Source organism: Nocardia sp. NBC_00403 (assembly GCF_036046055.1).
Lineage (GTDB): Bacteria > Actinomycetota > Actinomycetes > Mycobacteriales > Mycobacteriaceae > Nocardia.
Map to the genome: position 1 here is coordinate 2,459,261 of NZ_CP107939.1, position 14,269 is coordinate 2,473,529.

The 14,269-nt window shown below is 67.4% G+C and carries 14 protein-coding genes; 5 read left to right on the plus strand and 9 right to left on the minus strand.

The features are described 5' to 3' along the window. Positions 1 to 10: 10 nt before the first annotated feature. The 6 genes from OHQ90_RS10730 to OHQ90_RS10755 all read right to left on the minus strand — a co-directional run bounded on the left by OHQ90_RS10730 (position 11) and on the right by OHQ90_RS10755 (position 4,271). The gene (locus OHQ90_RS10730; protein WP_328409606.1) at positions 11 to 673 is read right to left on the minus strand and encodes a hypothetical protein; all 663 of its coding nucleotides are present in this window, start codon (positions 671 to 673) and stop codon (positions 11 to 13) included. Beyond that, the gene (locus OHQ90_RS10735) at positions 670 to 1,938 is read right to left on the minus strand and encodes a primosomal protein (protein ID WP_328409608.1); all 1,269 of its coding nucleotides are present in this window, start codon (positions 1,936 to 1,938) and stop codon (positions 670 to 672) included. The genes OHQ90_RS10730 and OHQ90_RS10735 overlap by 4 nt, the downstream gene beginning before the upstream one ends. A gap of 26 nt (positions 1,939 to 1,964) precedes the next feature. Continuing rightward, complete coding sequence (locus OHQ90_RS10740) at positions 1,965 to 2,312, minus strand: YbaB/EbfC family nucleoid-associated protein (protein ID WP_328409610.1); 348 nt, start codon at positions 2,310 to 2,312, stop codon at positions 1,965 to 1,967. Between the two features lie 67 nt (positions 2,313 to 2,379). Further along, positions 2,380 to 2,730 carry a hypothetical protein gene (locus tag OHQ90_RS10745; RefSeq protein ID WP_328409612.1) on the minus strand — a complete coding sequence of 117 codons (351 nt, stop codon included), beginning with the start codon at positions 2,728 to 2,730 and terminating at the stop codon, positions 2,380 to 2,382. 73 nt (positions 2,731 to 2,803) lie between these two features. Further along, positions 2,804 to 3,952 (minus strand): bifunctional WXG100 family type VII secretion target/C40 family peptidase, encoded by a 1,149-nt coding sequence (locus tag OHQ90_RS10750; protein WP_328409614.1) that lies wholly within the window; start codon positions 3,950 to 3,952, stop codon positions 2,804 to 2,806. Between the two features lie 4 nt (positions 3,953 to 3,956). Beyond that, positions 3,957 to 4,271, minus strand: a complete 315-nt coding sequence (locus OHQ90_RS10755) for a hypothetical protein (protein WP_328409616.1) — start codon at positions 4,269 to 4,271, stop codon at positions 3,957 to 3,959. Positions 4,272 to 4,429: 158 nt separating this feature from the next. Here OHQ90_RS10755 and upp point away from each other — a divergent pair, with 158 nt between their 5' ends. After that, positions 4,430 to 5,053 carry a uracil phosphoribosyltransferase gene (gene upp, locus OHQ90_RS10760; RefSeq protein WP_328409618.1) on the plus strand — a complete coding sequence of 208 codons (624 nt, stop codon included), beginning with the start codon at positions 4,430 to 4,432 and terminating at the stop codon, positions 5,051 to 5,053. A gap of 183 nt (positions 5,054 to 5,236) precedes the next feature. Here the strand turns inward: upp and OHQ90_RS10765 are convergent, their stop codons facing one another. Both OHQ90_RS10765 and OHQ90_RS10770 read right to left on the minus strand, forming a co-directional pair. After that, positions 5,237 to 6,739, minus strand: a complete 1,503-nt coding sequence (locus OHQ90_RS10765; RefSeq protein WP_328409620.1) for a phospho-sugar mutase — start codon at positions 6,737 to 6,739, stop codon at positions 5,237 to 5,239. Further along, complete coding sequence (locus tag OHQ90_RS10770) at positions 6,740 to 7,519, minus strand: purine-nucleoside phosphorylase (protein WP_328409622.1); 780 nt, start codon at positions 7,517 to 7,519, stop codon at positions 6,740 to 6,742. Positions 7,520 to 8,689: 1,170 nt separating this feature from the next. Between OHQ90_RS10770 and OHQ90_RS10775 the strand changes: the two genes are divergently transcribed. The 3 genes from OHQ90_RS10775 to OHQ90_RS10785 all read left to right on the plus strand — a co-directional run bounded on the left by OHQ90_RS10775 (position 8,690) and on the right by OHQ90_RS10785 (position 11,969). Continuing rightward, positions 8,690 to 9,394, plus strand: a complete 705-nt coding sequence (locus tag OHQ90_RS10775) for an enoyl-CoA hydratase-related protein (RefSeq protein WP_328409624.1) — start codon at positions 8,690 to 8,692, stop codon at positions 9,392 to 9,394. A 137-nt stretch (positions 9,395 to 9,531) separates the two neighbouring features. After that, on the plus strand, positions 9,532 to 10,713 hold the full coding sequence (locus tag OHQ90_RS10780; RefSeq protein ID WP_328409626.1) for a M20 family metallopeptidase: 1,182 nt from the start codon (positions 9,532 to 9,534) through the stop codon (positions 10,711 to 10,713). 95 nt (positions 10,714 to 10,808) lie between these two features. Beyond that, positions 10,809 to 11,969, plus strand: coding sequence for a M20 family metallopeptidase (locus OHQ90_RS10785; protein WP_328412760.1), 1,161 nt, complete (start codon positions 10,809 to 10,811; stop codon positions 11,967 to 11,969). A 79-nt stretch (positions 11,970 to 12,048) separates the two neighbouring features. Here OHQ90_RS10785 and OHQ90_RS10790 read toward each other — a convergent pair whose 3' ends face one another. Next, positions 12,049 to 12,525, minus strand: coding sequence for a gamma-glutamylcyclotransferase (locus tag OHQ90_RS10790; RefSeq protein ID WP_328409628.1), 477 nt, complete (start codon positions 12,523 to 12,525; stop codon positions 12,049 to 12,051). A gap of 169 nt (positions 12,526 to 12,694) precedes the next feature. On the opposite strand from OHQ90_RS10790, the gene OHQ90_RS10795 reads away from it, so the two are divergent. After that, positions 12,695 to 14,095 (plus strand): NAD(P)H-quinone dehydrogenase, encoded by a 1,401-nt coding sequence (locus OHQ90_RS10795; protein ID WP_328409630.1) that lies wholly within the window; start codon positions 12,695 to 12,697, stop codon positions 14,093 to 14,095. Positions 14,096 to 14,269: the final 174 nt, after the last annotated feature.

Consider the following 14,269-nt stretch of genomic DNA (forward strand, 5'->3'; position numbering starts at 1 on the left):
GCGGTCCGGCTCAGTTGAGGCGGATCCAGATCTGCTCGGCCCGGCCGAGTAGTCGATCGTCGGCACCGTACACGGCCGTCGAAGCGAAGGACTTGCGGCCTTGTTCGCCGTGATTCTCGCCGACGGCCACACACCGTTCGCCGATCTCGGGCAGTGCGTGCACGGTGGCGGTCATCGAGCCGAGCACCGCGGGCCGCTCGAACATCCCCGGCAGCGACCAGCCGCCCGGGCAGTCCATCGCGGCCCACAGCACGGCGGTCTCCAGCGGCAGCGAATCGTCGGGAACCCATGGTGCGGCGACCAATCTGTCGCCGACAACGCCCGCCTGAATCCGCAGGCCATCGGTGCGAGCGCTGCCGCAGACGAAGCAGTGCGCGAACAGTTCGTTGCTCTGGTAGGAGCTGGCGGCGGCCTCGGCGTCGTCGAACGACACGCGCTGCGGGGCGTCCCGTTCGAACTCACCCGCTCGCGATTCGGCGAGCAGGGTGTCGCCGTCGTACAACCGGCCCGCACGCATCTGCAGCGCGGTGTCCAACGGCGGCGGGCTGCGCAGGATCACCGTCACCGCGGCATCGTCGCGCTGCGCGGCAAGCAGCCCACCCACGTAGCCACCGTTGCCGGAGCCGGGCGGGCCGTTGAATCGAGCGGGAATTTGGAGCGTTCGAACGGTCACTGCGGTGCGAGCCGACTCTCGAAGTTGCGCTCCAGCTCCCGCCAGCTCTGGGCTTCGGCGGTGAACGGTGGGTTGGGGGCCATCCGGTTCGGGTCCGGGTTCAGCAAGTAGGAGACGTACCAGCCGAGCGGGTTGGACTGGGCGAGCGCCTGCTCCACGGTGTCGTCATCAGCATAGTCGGCGGCGTCGGTGAACAGTTCGACCGCGAGATCGAGCTGCTCGACATCGACCGCCTCCGGGCCCTCGGCCAGATCGTCGGCCAGGCCGGGCAGCACGTAGACATTCTCGTCGGTGACCTCGACCTCGAGCGAGCCGTCGACGGCGGCGGTCTGCACATCGGTGTAGGTGCTCACCCGCGACAGATCGTGCTCGTGGTCATCGGCCAGGTAGCGAGCCAGCGCCCGCTCGGAGCCGAAGACGGTGATCGAGCCGTTCTTGCCGAGGAAGATCGGCTCGTCGTCGAGGTAACAGCGCAGCGTGAAGTAGTTGCCGTCGGCGGTGACGATCTTGACCGGGTCGATGCCGACCTCGTGCCAGAACGACTCGTCCTCTTCGTCCTCGTCTTCGTCCTCTTCGTCTTCGTCGTCCGCGTCGAGGTCGACGGTTTCGAACTCTTCCTCTTCCTCGCTGTCGGCCGCGTCGTCGGCGTCGACGACGTTCTCCTCGGCGGCGAGCAGCTCCGCCTCCGCGACAGCGACGGCCTCGGGGTCGACATCCGGGGTCTGCACCACGGAGTCGATGGCATCGAGGACGTCGTCCCAGCCCTTGGCGATGGCGGCGCCGATCTGATCCCACAAATCTTCGCCGTCACGTCCGACGAAGGCGCTCACCCCACCCGGCAGCGCGCCGAGGACGGGGTGCGAACCGAAGAACTTGGTCACCGTCTCCAGTTCGCACACCTCGCCGATGTTGCGGACCATGGCGAGGGTGTCTTCCAGCTCCGCGATGGTATCGACATCGGGATCGCCCGCGGCCAGCTCCGGCACCGCGACCAGATCGAAGGTGAAGTTCTCCTCCGGCTCCAGCTCCACCGCAGAAAGACCGGCGACGACCTTCCACGACGGATGGTCGATGAGGTCGTTGTCGGAGTTGGTCCGGATAAAGGCGGCCAGCTCCGCGACGGTTTCGAAACCGTAGAGGGAGTCCTCGTGTCCGAGGAACGCCTCCCACTCGTCGTCACCATCGCGCCAGCGCGGTGCCCACAGGGTGACGAGATCGCCGTCGGTCAGGCCGAGCTCGATCGGGACGATGTCTCCAGAAGCCATGAGCGGAAGCCTATCGACCTTCCGCGTCAGGCACTATCCGGCCCGCCCCCAATTGTTCCCTGAGCCCCCTCGGCGGCCGGGACAAACGACTCGTTCAGTGTCGCAACGACCTTCGAGCGCTGGGTGCCCGCGTCCTCCGCGGCCTGCTTACAGGCCCAGACAATGAGCTGGCCGACCTCGGCGGGAGGCAGCGTGGTGACCGATTCCGACAGGGTCAGCGCGACCAGCGCGCCATCGCTGTCGACCTCGGCGCTGACCGCGCCGTCCTCGGTGCGGAACCGGCCGCGCACCTGCTTGAGGCCGTAGAGCGCGGCCTCCAATGCCTCCAACTTCTGCGTCGCGTTGGCGACGAGAGCGTCCATCTCCGCGCTCATGACTGCGCCTCCCCGGCGCTCGGTTCCGTCATGATCGCAGGGGCGACGGTGTCGATGCTTCGCTCACTCATACCGGCCTCATCCAGCTCGTGGGTCCCGTGTCGGCGTCATCGATCCGGTCGAGTTCGTCCACCGCAGCCTGGCGGGTCGGTAGGTTGAGCCGGTCCAGAATGTCGGCGGGCAGGCCGGCCTCGGCGAGTACTTCGCGCCTGCGGGCGCGGGCAGCGACGGTGGAGCGCTTCGTCAGCCGCAGGATTTCGTCCGCCAGAGTCTGTGCGCCGTAACGGTATTCGCTGCGCTCGAACTTGATCTCCACCGGCATGCCCTGATCGGTGGCGCGCACCGAGATGGTGCCGGACCGGTTGGTGCTCGCCGCCACCGTGACATTGGGGACGGCCGGGGGCTTCGGTTCGGTCATGACTGCGCCTCGCCGGCGATCGTCTCGGTCATGCCCGATGGCGCTGTGTCATTGATTTGCTCGCTGCGCTCACTCATGTGGTCGGCCTGTAGAAGCCGTAGAAGTCCATGCCTATGTTCTCCGTTCGAATCGAGCTGATCTGGACCGGGTCACCCGCCTCGACGAACTGCCCGTTGCCGATCACCATGGCGACATGGCCGTCCCACACGGCCAGGTCGCCGGGCATGAGGTCACCGGGGGAGACCCCCATGTGCCCATTGCCCTGTTCTTGGGCAAGTCGGGGCAGCTCGACGCCTGCCTCGCCGTATGCATATTGGGTGAGCCCGCTGCAGTCCAGCCCGCCGCCCGGGCTGGTGCCGCCCCACACATATGGCGTGCCGACGGCGCCGAGCGCGGAGCGAACCGCCTGCGCGGCCTGCTCGTTCGGCGCCTCGACGACGCTGCCGTCCGGCAGCGTGACCTTCACGCCCTTGCCGTCCGGCGTCTGGCCCGCCGAACCACTGTTGGGTTTCTGCTGGCCAGGTGTGCTGGGCGACGAGCCGGATTTGGATGGTGTCGAGCCGGACATCGACGGGGTCGCCATGCTGGTGAGCATGCTGCCCGCGGAACCGCCGACACTGGTCAGCGTCGAGAGCAGCTGCTGCGCTCCCGAACTCGCACCGCTGGCCAGCGCACTCGCACCGCCTGCCAGACCGGCGGGCAGCGTCGCGGGCGCCGTCGACGGTGGCGGGGTCAATTCGGTCATGCTCGCGGTCTGGGTATCGAGTTCGCTGCGCACCCGCCCGACCACGTTCAAGCCCTGGCCGAGATGGTCGATCGCGGAGCCGACGAGCACCGCGAGACCTTCCGGCGTCGCGATGGTCGGACCGAGAGCGGACGCCGTGTTCACGAACGACTCGACGATTGCGCTCAGTTCCTTCTGCCCGGTCTCGACCTGGGCGGCAGCCTGATCGACCACCGTGGCCATGTCGTTGCCGCGATCGGAGATGGTCGCGGCGGAGGTCTGCACACGCAACGCCTTCGCGGTGGCGGAATCGGCAGCCCGACCGTCCCACGCCTCGTTCATGCTGTTGATGCTGTTGCGGCCGAACGCGTGGATCTGGTCGATGATGCTCGAGGTGGACTGCAGCTGACCAGAGGGGCCGTCGGTGGGCAGGACTCCCGAGCCGAAGCTGGAGAGCAGGTCGAGCAGTGGCTTGGCCAGCACGCTGATATCGATCATCGGGTCACTCGCCCAGTCCGGAATCTGCGCTGTCGATCGCGGCGGCATTGGTCTGGTCGGTTTCGCCGAGGACGACAGCAGCGCCGGTCGCGGCCCCACCCACGGTCGTCAGCACGGCCGACAGTTGGCCGATCGCCGCGACGTGCCCGGCATGGGCAGCGGCATAGGCGGCCATGAAATCACCGCCGATCAAGCCCATGATGGGACCGAGTAAGGCGGGATCGGCGCCCGCCGCGCCCGCACTGGCCGCCGCCATCTCCGCGGCCATGGTGTGGGCGGACGCACCATAGGCTGCGATGCCCTCGGTGTCGGCCGACATCTTTCGCATAGTGCTTCCCCCATCTGTTTTCTTCCCAGGCAGAGTACGTCATCCACCTAGTTCGACGCGCTGCCTTCCGGATCGGTTCCAGCCCCATCGAAAAAATTTCCCCGCCGGAGGTTCGACGTCGAACTCGTCGCCAACCTTATCGTTCACTCATGCACACGCACACCGTGGACCACCCACTCGCCGCCGCCCTGCTGACCACGATGCGCGATGCCAGGACGGCCAACCCGGCCTTCCGCGCCGCACTGCGTGATCTCACCGGAATCCTGATCTACGAGGCGCTGCGCGAAGCCCCCGTCGCCCGATTCGAGGTGGCCACCCCGGTGGCGCCGGTCGAGGGCATGCGCTTGGCGAAACCGCCACTGCTGGTGCCGGTCCTGCGCGCGGGCCTCGGCATGATCGACGCGGCCGCCGAACTGATTCCGGATGCCAGGGTCGGCTTCGTCGGCATCGCCCGCGACGAACAGACCCACCAGCCCGTCCCCTACATGGAGTCGTTACCGGAGGACCTCTCCGAGCTCCCGGTCTACGTGCTCGACCCGATGCTGGCCACCGGCGGCTCGATGTGCCACACCCTGGGGTTGCTCGCCGCTCGCGGCGCCACCGACATCACCGCGGTCTGCGTCGTAGCTGCACCTGAAGGCGTTGCCGCACTGGAAGATTCAGGGTTCCCGGTCCGTCTCGTCACCGCCGCCGTAGACGCAGGCCTGAACGCCGACGCCTACATCGTGCCCGGCCTCGGCGACGCCGGCGACCGCCAATTCGGCCCGCGCTGACCCCTCCCCCTCGAGTGTGCAGAACAGTTCACCTTTGTGAATTGATCGGCTGAAGCTGGGTGGCGTGCCCGGTTCGACGTGCGACTGGCTGTGGTTGCGCTCCACGCACTCTCGGCGGCGAGCGTAGTGGAATGGTGGTTGGTTCGGGGGTGGGAGCACCCATTCCACTGCGCTCGCGTGCAGCTAGTGGGCGAGCTGTTCGCAGAAGGTGCGCAGGGTGGAGAGGTGGTGGGCTGCGGCGGTTTTGGCGGCGGGCAAGGCGGGGCGGGTGGGGGCGGGGTGCACTACTTCGAGGTAGCACTTGAGTTTGGGCTCGGTGCCGGAGGGGCGGACGACGATGCGTGCGGTAGCGCTCTCGAAGATCAGTGCGTCGGTACGCATTCGGCCGCGGGCCTGTAGCAGGTCGGTGTATTCCATCGGGTCGCCCGCGATCTCGCCGGGCGGGGCGGCGCGTAAGCGGTCGACGACGGCGGCGGCCGCGGCCGCGTCGGGAAGGCGCAGCGACACCTGATCGACCGCGTGTACGCCGAATTCGAGCGCGTAGTCGTCGAGTTCGTCGGCCAGGGTGCGGCCGACGGCCTTCAATCGGGCGGCCAGGTCGACGGCGAGGACGGCCGCGGAGATGCCGTCCTTGTCCCGCACCGTGGCCGGGTCGACGCAATGGCCGATGGCCTCTTCGTAGGCGTAGACCAGGCCGTCTCCGGCTCGGGCCAACCACTTGAAGCCGGTCAGGGTTTCCGCATAGCGTGCGCCGCGGGCGGCGGCGAGCTTCGAAAGTAGTCGCGAGGAGACAATGGTGGTGGCCACCAGCGAGTCCGGTGGTGCGGTGCGCAGCACGTAATCCCCTAGCAGCACTCCGGTTTCGTCGCCGCGCAGCATGCGCCAGCCGCCGCTGCCGTCGGGGATGCCGACGGCACAGCGGTCGGCATCCGGGTCGAGGGCAATGGCGATGTCCGCGCCGATCCGCTCGGCGGTGGCGAGCAAAAGGTCGGTGGCGCCCGGCTCTTCGGGGTTCGGGAACGCGACGGTGGGGAAGTCGGCGTCGGGCGCGAATTGCTCGCCGACGACGTGCACGTGGGCAAATCCGGCGTCCGCCAAGGCTTTCACCGCGGTATCGCCGCCGACACCGTGCAACGGGGTCAGCACGATCCGGATATCGGAGCGCTCACCGGGACCGCCGATGAGTTTCGGCAACTGGGCCACCCGGTCGAGGTATCGGCGCACAAGATCATCATCGGCGGGGGTGACCGAGGTCCTGGCAATCGGTTCGGTGACCGCCTCGATGCAGCGTTCGATCTCGGTGTCGGCCGGTGAGATCAGTTGCGAGCCACCATCCAGATACACCTTGTAGCCGTTGTCGGTCGCCGGGTTGTGCGATGCGGTGATCTGCACTCCGGCAACGGCTCCCAGCTCCCGAACCGCGTATGCGACGACCGGCGTCGGCAGTGGGCGCGGCAGCAGCGTCACCGGAAAGCCGGCGGCGGCAAAGATCTCCGCTGTCGCGATCGCGAATTCGGCCGAGCCGTGACGGGCATCGCGACCGACCACCACCGCACCGCCACCGAGACAACGGTCACGCAACCATGCGGTGAGACCGGCCGTCGCCCTGCTGACGGTCGTCGGATTCATGCCATCGGGCCCATCCTGCAATGGCCCGCGCAGCCCGGCCGTGCCGAAGCGCAGCATCTACAGCCGTTCCAGCACGCCACGCAGCAGCTTGCCGAGGCGCGGCGCGGCCGCATGCCCTTCGGCGAGCACCTCGGCATGCGAAAGGTGCGCGCCCGTGACACCGGCGGCCAGATTGGTGACCAGCGAGATGCCGAGCACCCGTGCGCCGAGCGCGCGGCACGCAATGGCCTCGAGCACCGTCGACATGCCGACCAGATCCGCGCCGATCGTGCGCAGCATCCGAATCTCGGCGGGCGTCTCGTACTGCGGCCCGGTCAGTCCGGCATACACACCCTCGGTCAGGCTCGGGTCGATTTCCCTTGCCAACGTACGCAATTCGGGATCCCAAGCGTCCACGAGATCGACGAAGGTCGCACCGGTCAGCGGCGTGCGACCGGTCAGATTCAGATGGTCGCCGATCAGCACGGGCTCACCGACACGCAATCCGTCACGGATGCCGCCGGCTGCATTCGTCAACACCACCGTCTCCGCACCGGCGGCAATGGCCGCGGTCACCGGATGCACGACCTCAGCAGGCTGATAGCCCTCGTACAGATGCTGGCGGCCCATCAACAGCAGCACCGGCGTCTCGCCGACCGCAACGGAATGAACCATGCCGACATGCCCCTGCGCGCTCGGCGTCCCGAACCCCGGTAGCTCCGGCATCGGCACCGACGCAGTCGCCGCCCCGATCTCCGCGGCCGCCTCCTGCCACCCCGACCCCAGCACCACCGCAACCCGGTGACGCTTGACTCCCGTACGTTCGGCGATCGCCTCGGCGGCCTGTTCGGCAAGCATGAAGGTCACGATAGCTGTGTTTGTTTTGCAGCGCCTGCGGCGCTGCGTGTTCGCGGCTGTGTTTGTTTTGCAGCGCCTGCGGCGCTGCGTGTTCGCGGCCCCCAAGGCTCGCGTCCGAGCGGCCGAGACTCGCGACTTCGTCGCATGCGCTTCGGCCGCTCGGACGCGAGCCGGCCGCGAACGGTCGCTCGTAAGGCTCGCTCCGTGGTGGGTGCTTTGGTGGGGAAGCTTGCGACTTTGGTGTGTTCAATCGCTGGTGTGGGTGCTGGCTGTGGGCGGTCGCTCGTAAGGCTCGCTCCGTGGTGGGTGCTTTGGTGGGGAAGCTTGCGACTTTGGTGTGTTCAATCGCTGGTGTGGGTGCTGGCTGTGGGCGGTCGCTCGTAAGGCTCGCTCCGTGGTGGGTGCTTTGGTGGGGAAGCTTGCGACTTTGGTGTGTTCAATCGCTGGTGTGGGTGCTGGCTGTGGGCGGTCGCTCGTAAGGCTCGCTCCGTGGTGGGTGCTTTGGTGGGGAAGCTTGCGACTTTGGTGTGTTCAATCGCTGGTGTGGGTGCTGGCTGTGGGCGGTCGCTCGTAAGGCTCGCTCCGTGGTGGGTGCTTTGGTGGGGAAGCTTGCGACTTTGGTGTGTTCAATCGCTGGTGTGGGTGCTGGCTGTGGGCGGTCGCTCGTAAGGCTCGCTGTGTTGTGGCTTTGGTGGGAGGCTCATGACTTCGGTGCGTTGTATCGGTTGTGTGGGTGCTGGCCGCGAGCCGCCGCTCGGATGGCCCGTATGTGGTGGGGTGGCTCGCGGCTGTGCTGCGCCGATTCGGTTATTGGGGTGTGGGCGGTGAACGGGCGCTCGTCCGGGCTCGGCGCTGCTCGCACATTCCGGCATCCGCGAAGCGGCGGTGATCGGTGCCTCCGATGTCGATCTCGGCCGGCGGCTCTGTGGCGGGGACGCTCGTGACTTCGGCGCGTCGCTCGGATCACGTGGGTGCGGGCGGCGGGGCGCTCGCGACATCGGTGCACCGCTTCGGTACCCCGGGACGGGCCGCGAGCTCGGCTTGTAGAGCGGCTCCGCCGAGGGTGCTCATGTGATGCTCGCAACTGGGCGCTGTGCGGTGTCCACGCACCCCGCCGGCGCAAGCTACCCGCGAGTAGGGGTGGTGCTCCGCACCCGATACGCTGCACGCATGGCGTATCTGTCACGTGAAGGAGATGTGTTCGTGGTCTACCTCGGGAACGAGGGGCAGACCAATAGCGAGAACCGCTTCCATCCTGATTGGATCGACGAATTCCACGGTCTGCTCGATGAGGTCGAAGCGTCCGAGGGGCCTGCCGCGCTGGTGACCACCGCGACCGGGAAGTTCTACAGCAACGGTCTCGACACCGACTGGTTGTTCGGCAATCTGGACAAGATCCACGGCTACCTCGACCGAGTGCACTCGCTCTACACCCGGCTGCTCGCCTTCCCGATGCCGACGGTGGCCGCGATCAACGGTCATGCTTTCGGTGCGGGTGCGATGCTCGCCACCTCGCACGACTTCCGCGTGATGCGCGCCGACCGCGGCTTCTACTGCCTGCCCGAGGTGCACCTCGGGATGCCGTTCACCGTCGGCATGAATGCACTGCTCACCGAGCGGCTTTCCAACCAGGTCGCCTTGCAGGCCATGACAACTGGCCACCGCTACTCGGCGGATCAGGCGATCGCCGCGGGCATCGTCGACGACAAGGCCGACGCCGAGGCGTTGCTGGGGGCTGCCATCGCGCGGGCCGCGGCACTGGCGGGCAACCGCAAACCGAACCTGCCGGTGATCAAGCGTGCACTGCACGCCAACGCGCTTGCCGGCCTCGCTACCCCGACCACCCCGGAGAATCTGGCATTCGCCGCCGGATAACCCGTGATCACGCCCTGATGTGAGCAGTCGGACCGACGCGGCCCGCGCCCTGTAACCGGCGCAGTGCGACACTGTGTTCCATGCCACCACCGCGTAGCGGGCTCCCTGAATCGCGCAGCGACCACCACGCTGGGCGGATGGGTGCGGTCGAGGCGGCGGATGCCGCGATCCATGCCGCGGCCGCCGAGCTGATCGGCCTGTCGCACGCGATCCATGCCGAACCGGAGTTGGCGTTCGAGGAAACCAGAAGCGCCGCCAAGACCATCGCGCCGCTTGCCGAGCGCGGTTTCGCGATCGAAACCGGCGTTGCCGACCTGCCGACCGCCTTCCGTGCCACCTACGGCAGCGGCGAGCTGACGATCGGCATCTGCGCTGAATACGACGCGCTACCGGAGATCGGACACGCCTGCGGACACAACATCATCGCGGCGTCGGCGGTCGGCGCTGCGATCGGTCTCGCCGAGGTCGCCGATGCGCTCGGGATCACCGTCGTGGTATTCGGGACGCCCGCCGAGGAGAGTGGCGGCGGCAAGGTGCTGATGCTGCAACGCGGCGTCTTCGACGACATCGCGATGGCGATGATGGTGCACCCCGGCCCGTTCGACATTGTCGGCGCGCGCTCGCTGGCCCTTGCGGATCTGTCGGTGACCTTCCACGGGCGCGAGGCGCATGCGAGCGCCGCGCCGGAATTGGGTCGCAACGCCGGTGATGCGGTGACGGTCGCACAGGTAGCTCTCGGGTTGCTGAGACAGCATCTTCTGCCTGGTCAGCAACTGCACGGTATAGTCAGCGACGGTGGCGTAGCCCCCAACATTGTGCCCGGACGTGCGGAATTGCTGTATTACCTACGTGCAGCCGACTCCGCATCTCTCGACAATTTGATGCAACGAGCAGCGGATTGTTTCGAGGCGGGCGCTCTGGCGACCGGCTGCACGCACGAAATACGGACGGTTGCGCCGACATATACCGAGCTAACTCCCGATCCGGGATTACTGTTTGCCTATCGCGAGCAGATCGTCGAATTGGGCCGGGTGCCGATCGCACCGGAGCTCGAGGCGCAGCGACCGCTCGGGAGTACGGACATGGGCAACGTCACCAACGTCATTCCGGGCATCCATCCGGTCATCGGCATAGATGCCGGTGGGGCGGTGACACATCAGCCCGGCTTCGCCGCGGCGAGTATCAACGCCTCGGCGGATCGTGCGGTCACCGACGGCGCACTAGCGCTCGCGCGTACCGCTATTGCCGTCGCTCGCGATGATGTAGATAGAGACAAGTTGTTGCAACGGCTCGTTCAACGACAGGAGGACATCCGGTGAGCAATACCAGCCGTTTGGCGGCCCCGGCGTCGGGCCCGCAAGCGGTGGCCCCGGCAACCACGGAGAGTTCGGCGAGCGCCGCATCGTCGGACACCGTGCGAACCGGGCAGGAAGCGGTCGAGACATGGTTGGCCGAGCACACGGTCGACCTCGTCCAATGGCGCAGGCATATCCACGCCAACCCGGAGCTTTCTCGAACCGAGTTCGCCACCACCGAGTTCGTCTCGGCGTGGCTGACGAAGGCTGGGCTTTCGCCCCGACGGCTTCCGGGCGGCACCGGGCTCATCTGTGACATCGGACCGGATGGACCGCGGATCGGATTGCGCGCCGATATGGACGCACTCCCGCTACAGGAGTTCACCGGGCTCAGCTTCGCCTCCACTGTGCCGGGCGTGTCGCATGCCTGTGGGCACGACGCGCACACCACGATTCTGCTCGGCACCGCGCTCGCGCTCGCCGACGCCGATCTGCCGCAGGGCGTGCGGCTGGTGTTCCAGCCCGCCGAGGAGGTTATGCCGGGCGGCGCGATCGACGTGGTGGCCACCGGCGCGATGGAGGGTGTGGAGCGGATCTTCGCGCTGCACTGCGATCCGCGGCTGGAAGTCGGGCGCATCGGAATCCGCGTCGGGGCGATCACCTCGGCTGCCGACACGATCGAGCTGGTGCTCGATTCGCCGGGCGGCCACACGTCGCGTCCGCATCTGACCAGTGATCTGGTCTATGCGATCGGCACCGTGATCACCGGGTTGCCCGGTCTGCTGAGCCGTCGCATCGATCCACGCACCAGCACCGTCATGGTGTGGGGCGCGGTCAGCGCGGGCAAGGCACCCAACGCGATTCCGCAGACCGGCATGCTCACCGGCACCGTTCGCACCGGCGACCATGCGACCTGGTCGCTGCTGGAGCCGATGGTGCGCGAGATCGTGGACGGCCTGCTCGCCCCGACCGGCGTGCGATACCAGCTGAACTACAAGCGTGGCGTGCCACCGGTGGTCAACGACGAGCAGTCGACACGGATGTTCGAGGACGCGATCCGCGAGATCGGTCCGGACGCGCTCGCCGACACCATGCAGTCCGGCGGCGGCGAGGACTTCTCCTGGTATCTGGAGGAAGTGCCCGGCGCGATGGCGCGGCTCGGCGTCTGGTCGGGTCACGGCGAACAGCTCGACCTGCACCAGCCGACGTTCGACCTCGACGAGCGGGCGCTCGCGGTCGGAGTCCGCGTGCTGAGCAACATCGTGCTGCAAGCGGGCTGAGCGACCGGACATTGCGCAGACAGCTGCGGCCGGACCAATGGGTCCGGCCGCAGCTGCTTTTGTCGGAGAGAGCGTCGGGTCAGCCGAAATTGCCGGGACCGACATTGCGGCTGTTGCGGGTGCGCAAGGAATGCACGTAGTCCTCGGGCGCGCCTGCCTTCTCGGCCGCGTCCGCGATCACGCCGATGTATCGCGCGGAGGGCAGGCCGCCCTCGTAGGCGTCGAGCACGTACAGCCAGGCGAGGATCGGCTGGGCGCCACTGCCCGGATTCGGCGAGACGCGTAGCCGGACCTTGCGATGGATTCCGAAGTCGGAGCCCTCCCAACGGTCCAGCCGCTGCTCGTCCTCCGGTGAGACGTCGTAGAGCACGACGAAGACCCGGGACCCCGGCTCTTCGACGACGGTGGCCAGCGGCCCCTCCCAGCCGATGTCGTCGCCACTGAAGGTCAGACGCCAGCCCTCCAACCAGCCCGTACCGGACATGGGGGAGTGCGGACAGCGCTCGAGCATCTGAGACGAGTCCATGTTCGACCCGTAGGCGGCGTAGATCGGCACCAGCAAAGGGTATCCAATAACCGCCGCACATCGACTCCATCCCGGCAGATGTCCGTGTTGTGCGCGCCGCCACTACGGCCGCAACCACGCGTAGCAGCGGCAAACTGCCCCAGCTAACGTTGTCCGAGGTACCGGAGATCCCGGTCGAACTGCTCGAGCGGAGGTATCCATGACCCGCATAGCGATCATCGGTGGCGGGCCGGCCGGCTACGAAGCGGCGCTGGTTGCGGCGCAGCACGGCGCATCGGTGACCCTGATCGATTCCGATGGCATCGGCGGCGCGTGCGTGCTGTGGGACTGTGTGCCCTCGAAGACCTTCATCGCATCGACCGGCGTGCGCACCGACCTGCGGCGCGCCCGTGACCTGGGCATCACCCTGGACCCGAGCCAGGCAACCATCCAGCTGCCCGAGGTGAACGGCCGTGTGAAAGCGCTTGCGCTCGCACAGTCTTCGGATATTCGCTCGAAGCTGCAGACCGTCGGGGTGACGGTGCTCGCAGGACACGGGCAGCTGATCGATGCCGCGACCGGTCTCGCCGCGCATCAGGTGCGCGCGATTCTCGACAGCGGTGAGGAGCGGATCGTCGAGGCCGAGGTGGTGTTGATCGCCACCGGTGCGAGCCCGCGCGTGTTGCCCGGCGCCGAGCCGGACGGTGAGCGCATCCTGAACTGGCGTCAGCTCTACGACCTGCAGGAGCTGCCGGAGACGCTGGTCGTGGTCGGTTCCGGTGTCACAGGCGCCGAATTCGTCTCCGCGTACACCGAAATGGGTGTGCATGTGAAGCTGGTGTCCAGCCGCGACCGGGTGCTGCCCGGCGAGGACGCGGACGCCGCGCTCGTGCTGGAGGACGCGCTCGCCGAGCGCGGCGTCGAGCTGGTCAAGCACGCGCGCGCCGACGCGGTGGAGCGCACCGCCGACGGCGTCGTGGTCAAGCTGTCCGACGGCAGGACCGTCACCGGCACCCATGCGCTGATGACCGTTGGTTCGACGCCCAATACCGATGGTCTCGGTCTGGAGCGGGTCGGCATCGAGCTCGACCGCGGTTATCTGCGGGTGGATCGGGTGTCGCGTACCTCGGTGCCCGGCATCTATGCCGCGGGTGACTGCACCGGCCTGCTTCCGCTGGCCTCGGTGGCCGCGATGCAGGGTCGCATCGCGATGTATCACGCACTGGGTGAGGGCGTGAGCCCGATTCGCTTGAAGACTGTGGCTTCCGCGGTGTTCACGCGCCCGGAAATCGCGACGGTCGGCGTGAGCCAGACCGCCATCGACAATGGTGAGACGCCCGCCCGCACGGTGATGTTGCCCCTGAACACCAACCCGCGCGCCAAGATGTCGGGTTTGCGACGAGGTTTCGTCAAGATCTTCTGCAGGCCCGCGACCGGCGTGGTCATCGGCGGCGTGGTGGTGGCCCCTATCGCTTCGGAGCTCATTCTGCCGATTGCCCTTGCGGTGCAGAACAATCTGACCGTCAACGATCTCGCCCAGACCTTCTCGGTGTACCCGTCCCTGACCGGCTCGGTTACCGAAGCCGCCCGCCTGCTGATGCGCCACGACGACTTGGACTGACAGCCGGTTCTCGGCCCCGGATCGGTCGAGGTGGGGAGCGCTGATCGCGGCTGCGTGAGTGTTCCTGGCGTTGGGCATATTTCATTGCATTGCCAGTGCGGCCCACATGTGGTTCACTTCCCGCAGAGATGCGATCGGCGGGCGGTCGCGAGGTTTTCTGTATGGGGGGCTTGC

What these genes read in the sequence shown, in the direction of transcription:
- OHQ90_RS10740 (WP_328409610.1), bottom strand. Translation starts at nt 2,312, where the DNA reads ATGAGCGCGGAGATGGACGCTCTCGTCGCCAACGCGACGCAGAAGTTG.
- OHQ90_RS10750 (WP_328409614.1), bottom strand. Translation starts at nt 3,952, where the DNA reads ATGATCGATATCAGCGTGCTGGCCAAGCCACTGCTCGACCTGCTCTCC.
- OHQ90_RS10770 (WP_328409622.1), bottom strand. Translation starts at nt 7,519, where the DNA reads ATGCTTGCCGAACAGGCCGCCGAGGCGATCGCCGAACGTACGGGAGTC.
- OHQ90_RS10780 (WP_328409626.1), top strand. Translation starts at nt 9,532, where the DNA reads ATGGGTGCGGTCGAGGCGGCGGATGCCGCGATCCATGCCGCGGCCGCC.
- OHQ90_RS10735 (WP_328409608.1), bottom strand. Translation starts at nt 1,938, where the DNA reads ATGGCTTCTGGAGACATCGTCCCGATCGAGCTCGGCCTGACCGACGGC.
- upp (WP_328409618.1), top strand. Translation starts at nt 4,430, where the DNA reads ATGCACACGCACACCGTGGACCACCCACTCGCCGCCGCCCTGCTGACC.
- OHQ90_RS10745 (WP_328409612.1), bottom strand. Translation starts at nt 2,730, where the DNA reads ATGACCGAACCGAAGCCCCCGGCCGTCCCCAATGTCACGGTGGCGGCG.
- OHQ90_RS10755 (WP_328409616.1), bottom strand. Translation starts at nt 4,271, where the DNA reads ATGTCGGCCGACACCGAGGGCATCGCAGCCTATGGTGCGTCCGCCCAC.
- OHQ90_RS10765 (WP_328409620.1), bottom strand. Translation starts at nt 6,739, where the DNA reads ATGCTGCGCTTCGGCACGGCCGGGCTGCGCGGGCCATTGCAGGATGGG.
- OHQ90_RS10795 (WP_328409630.1), top strand. Translation starts at nt 12,695, where the DNA reads ATGACCCGCATAGCGATCATCGGTGGCGGGCCGGCCGGCTACGAAGCG.
- OHQ90_RS10775 (WP_328409624.1), top strand. Translation starts at nt 8,690, where the DNA reads ATGGCGTATCTGTCACGTGAAGGAGATGTGTTCGTGGTCTACCTCGGG.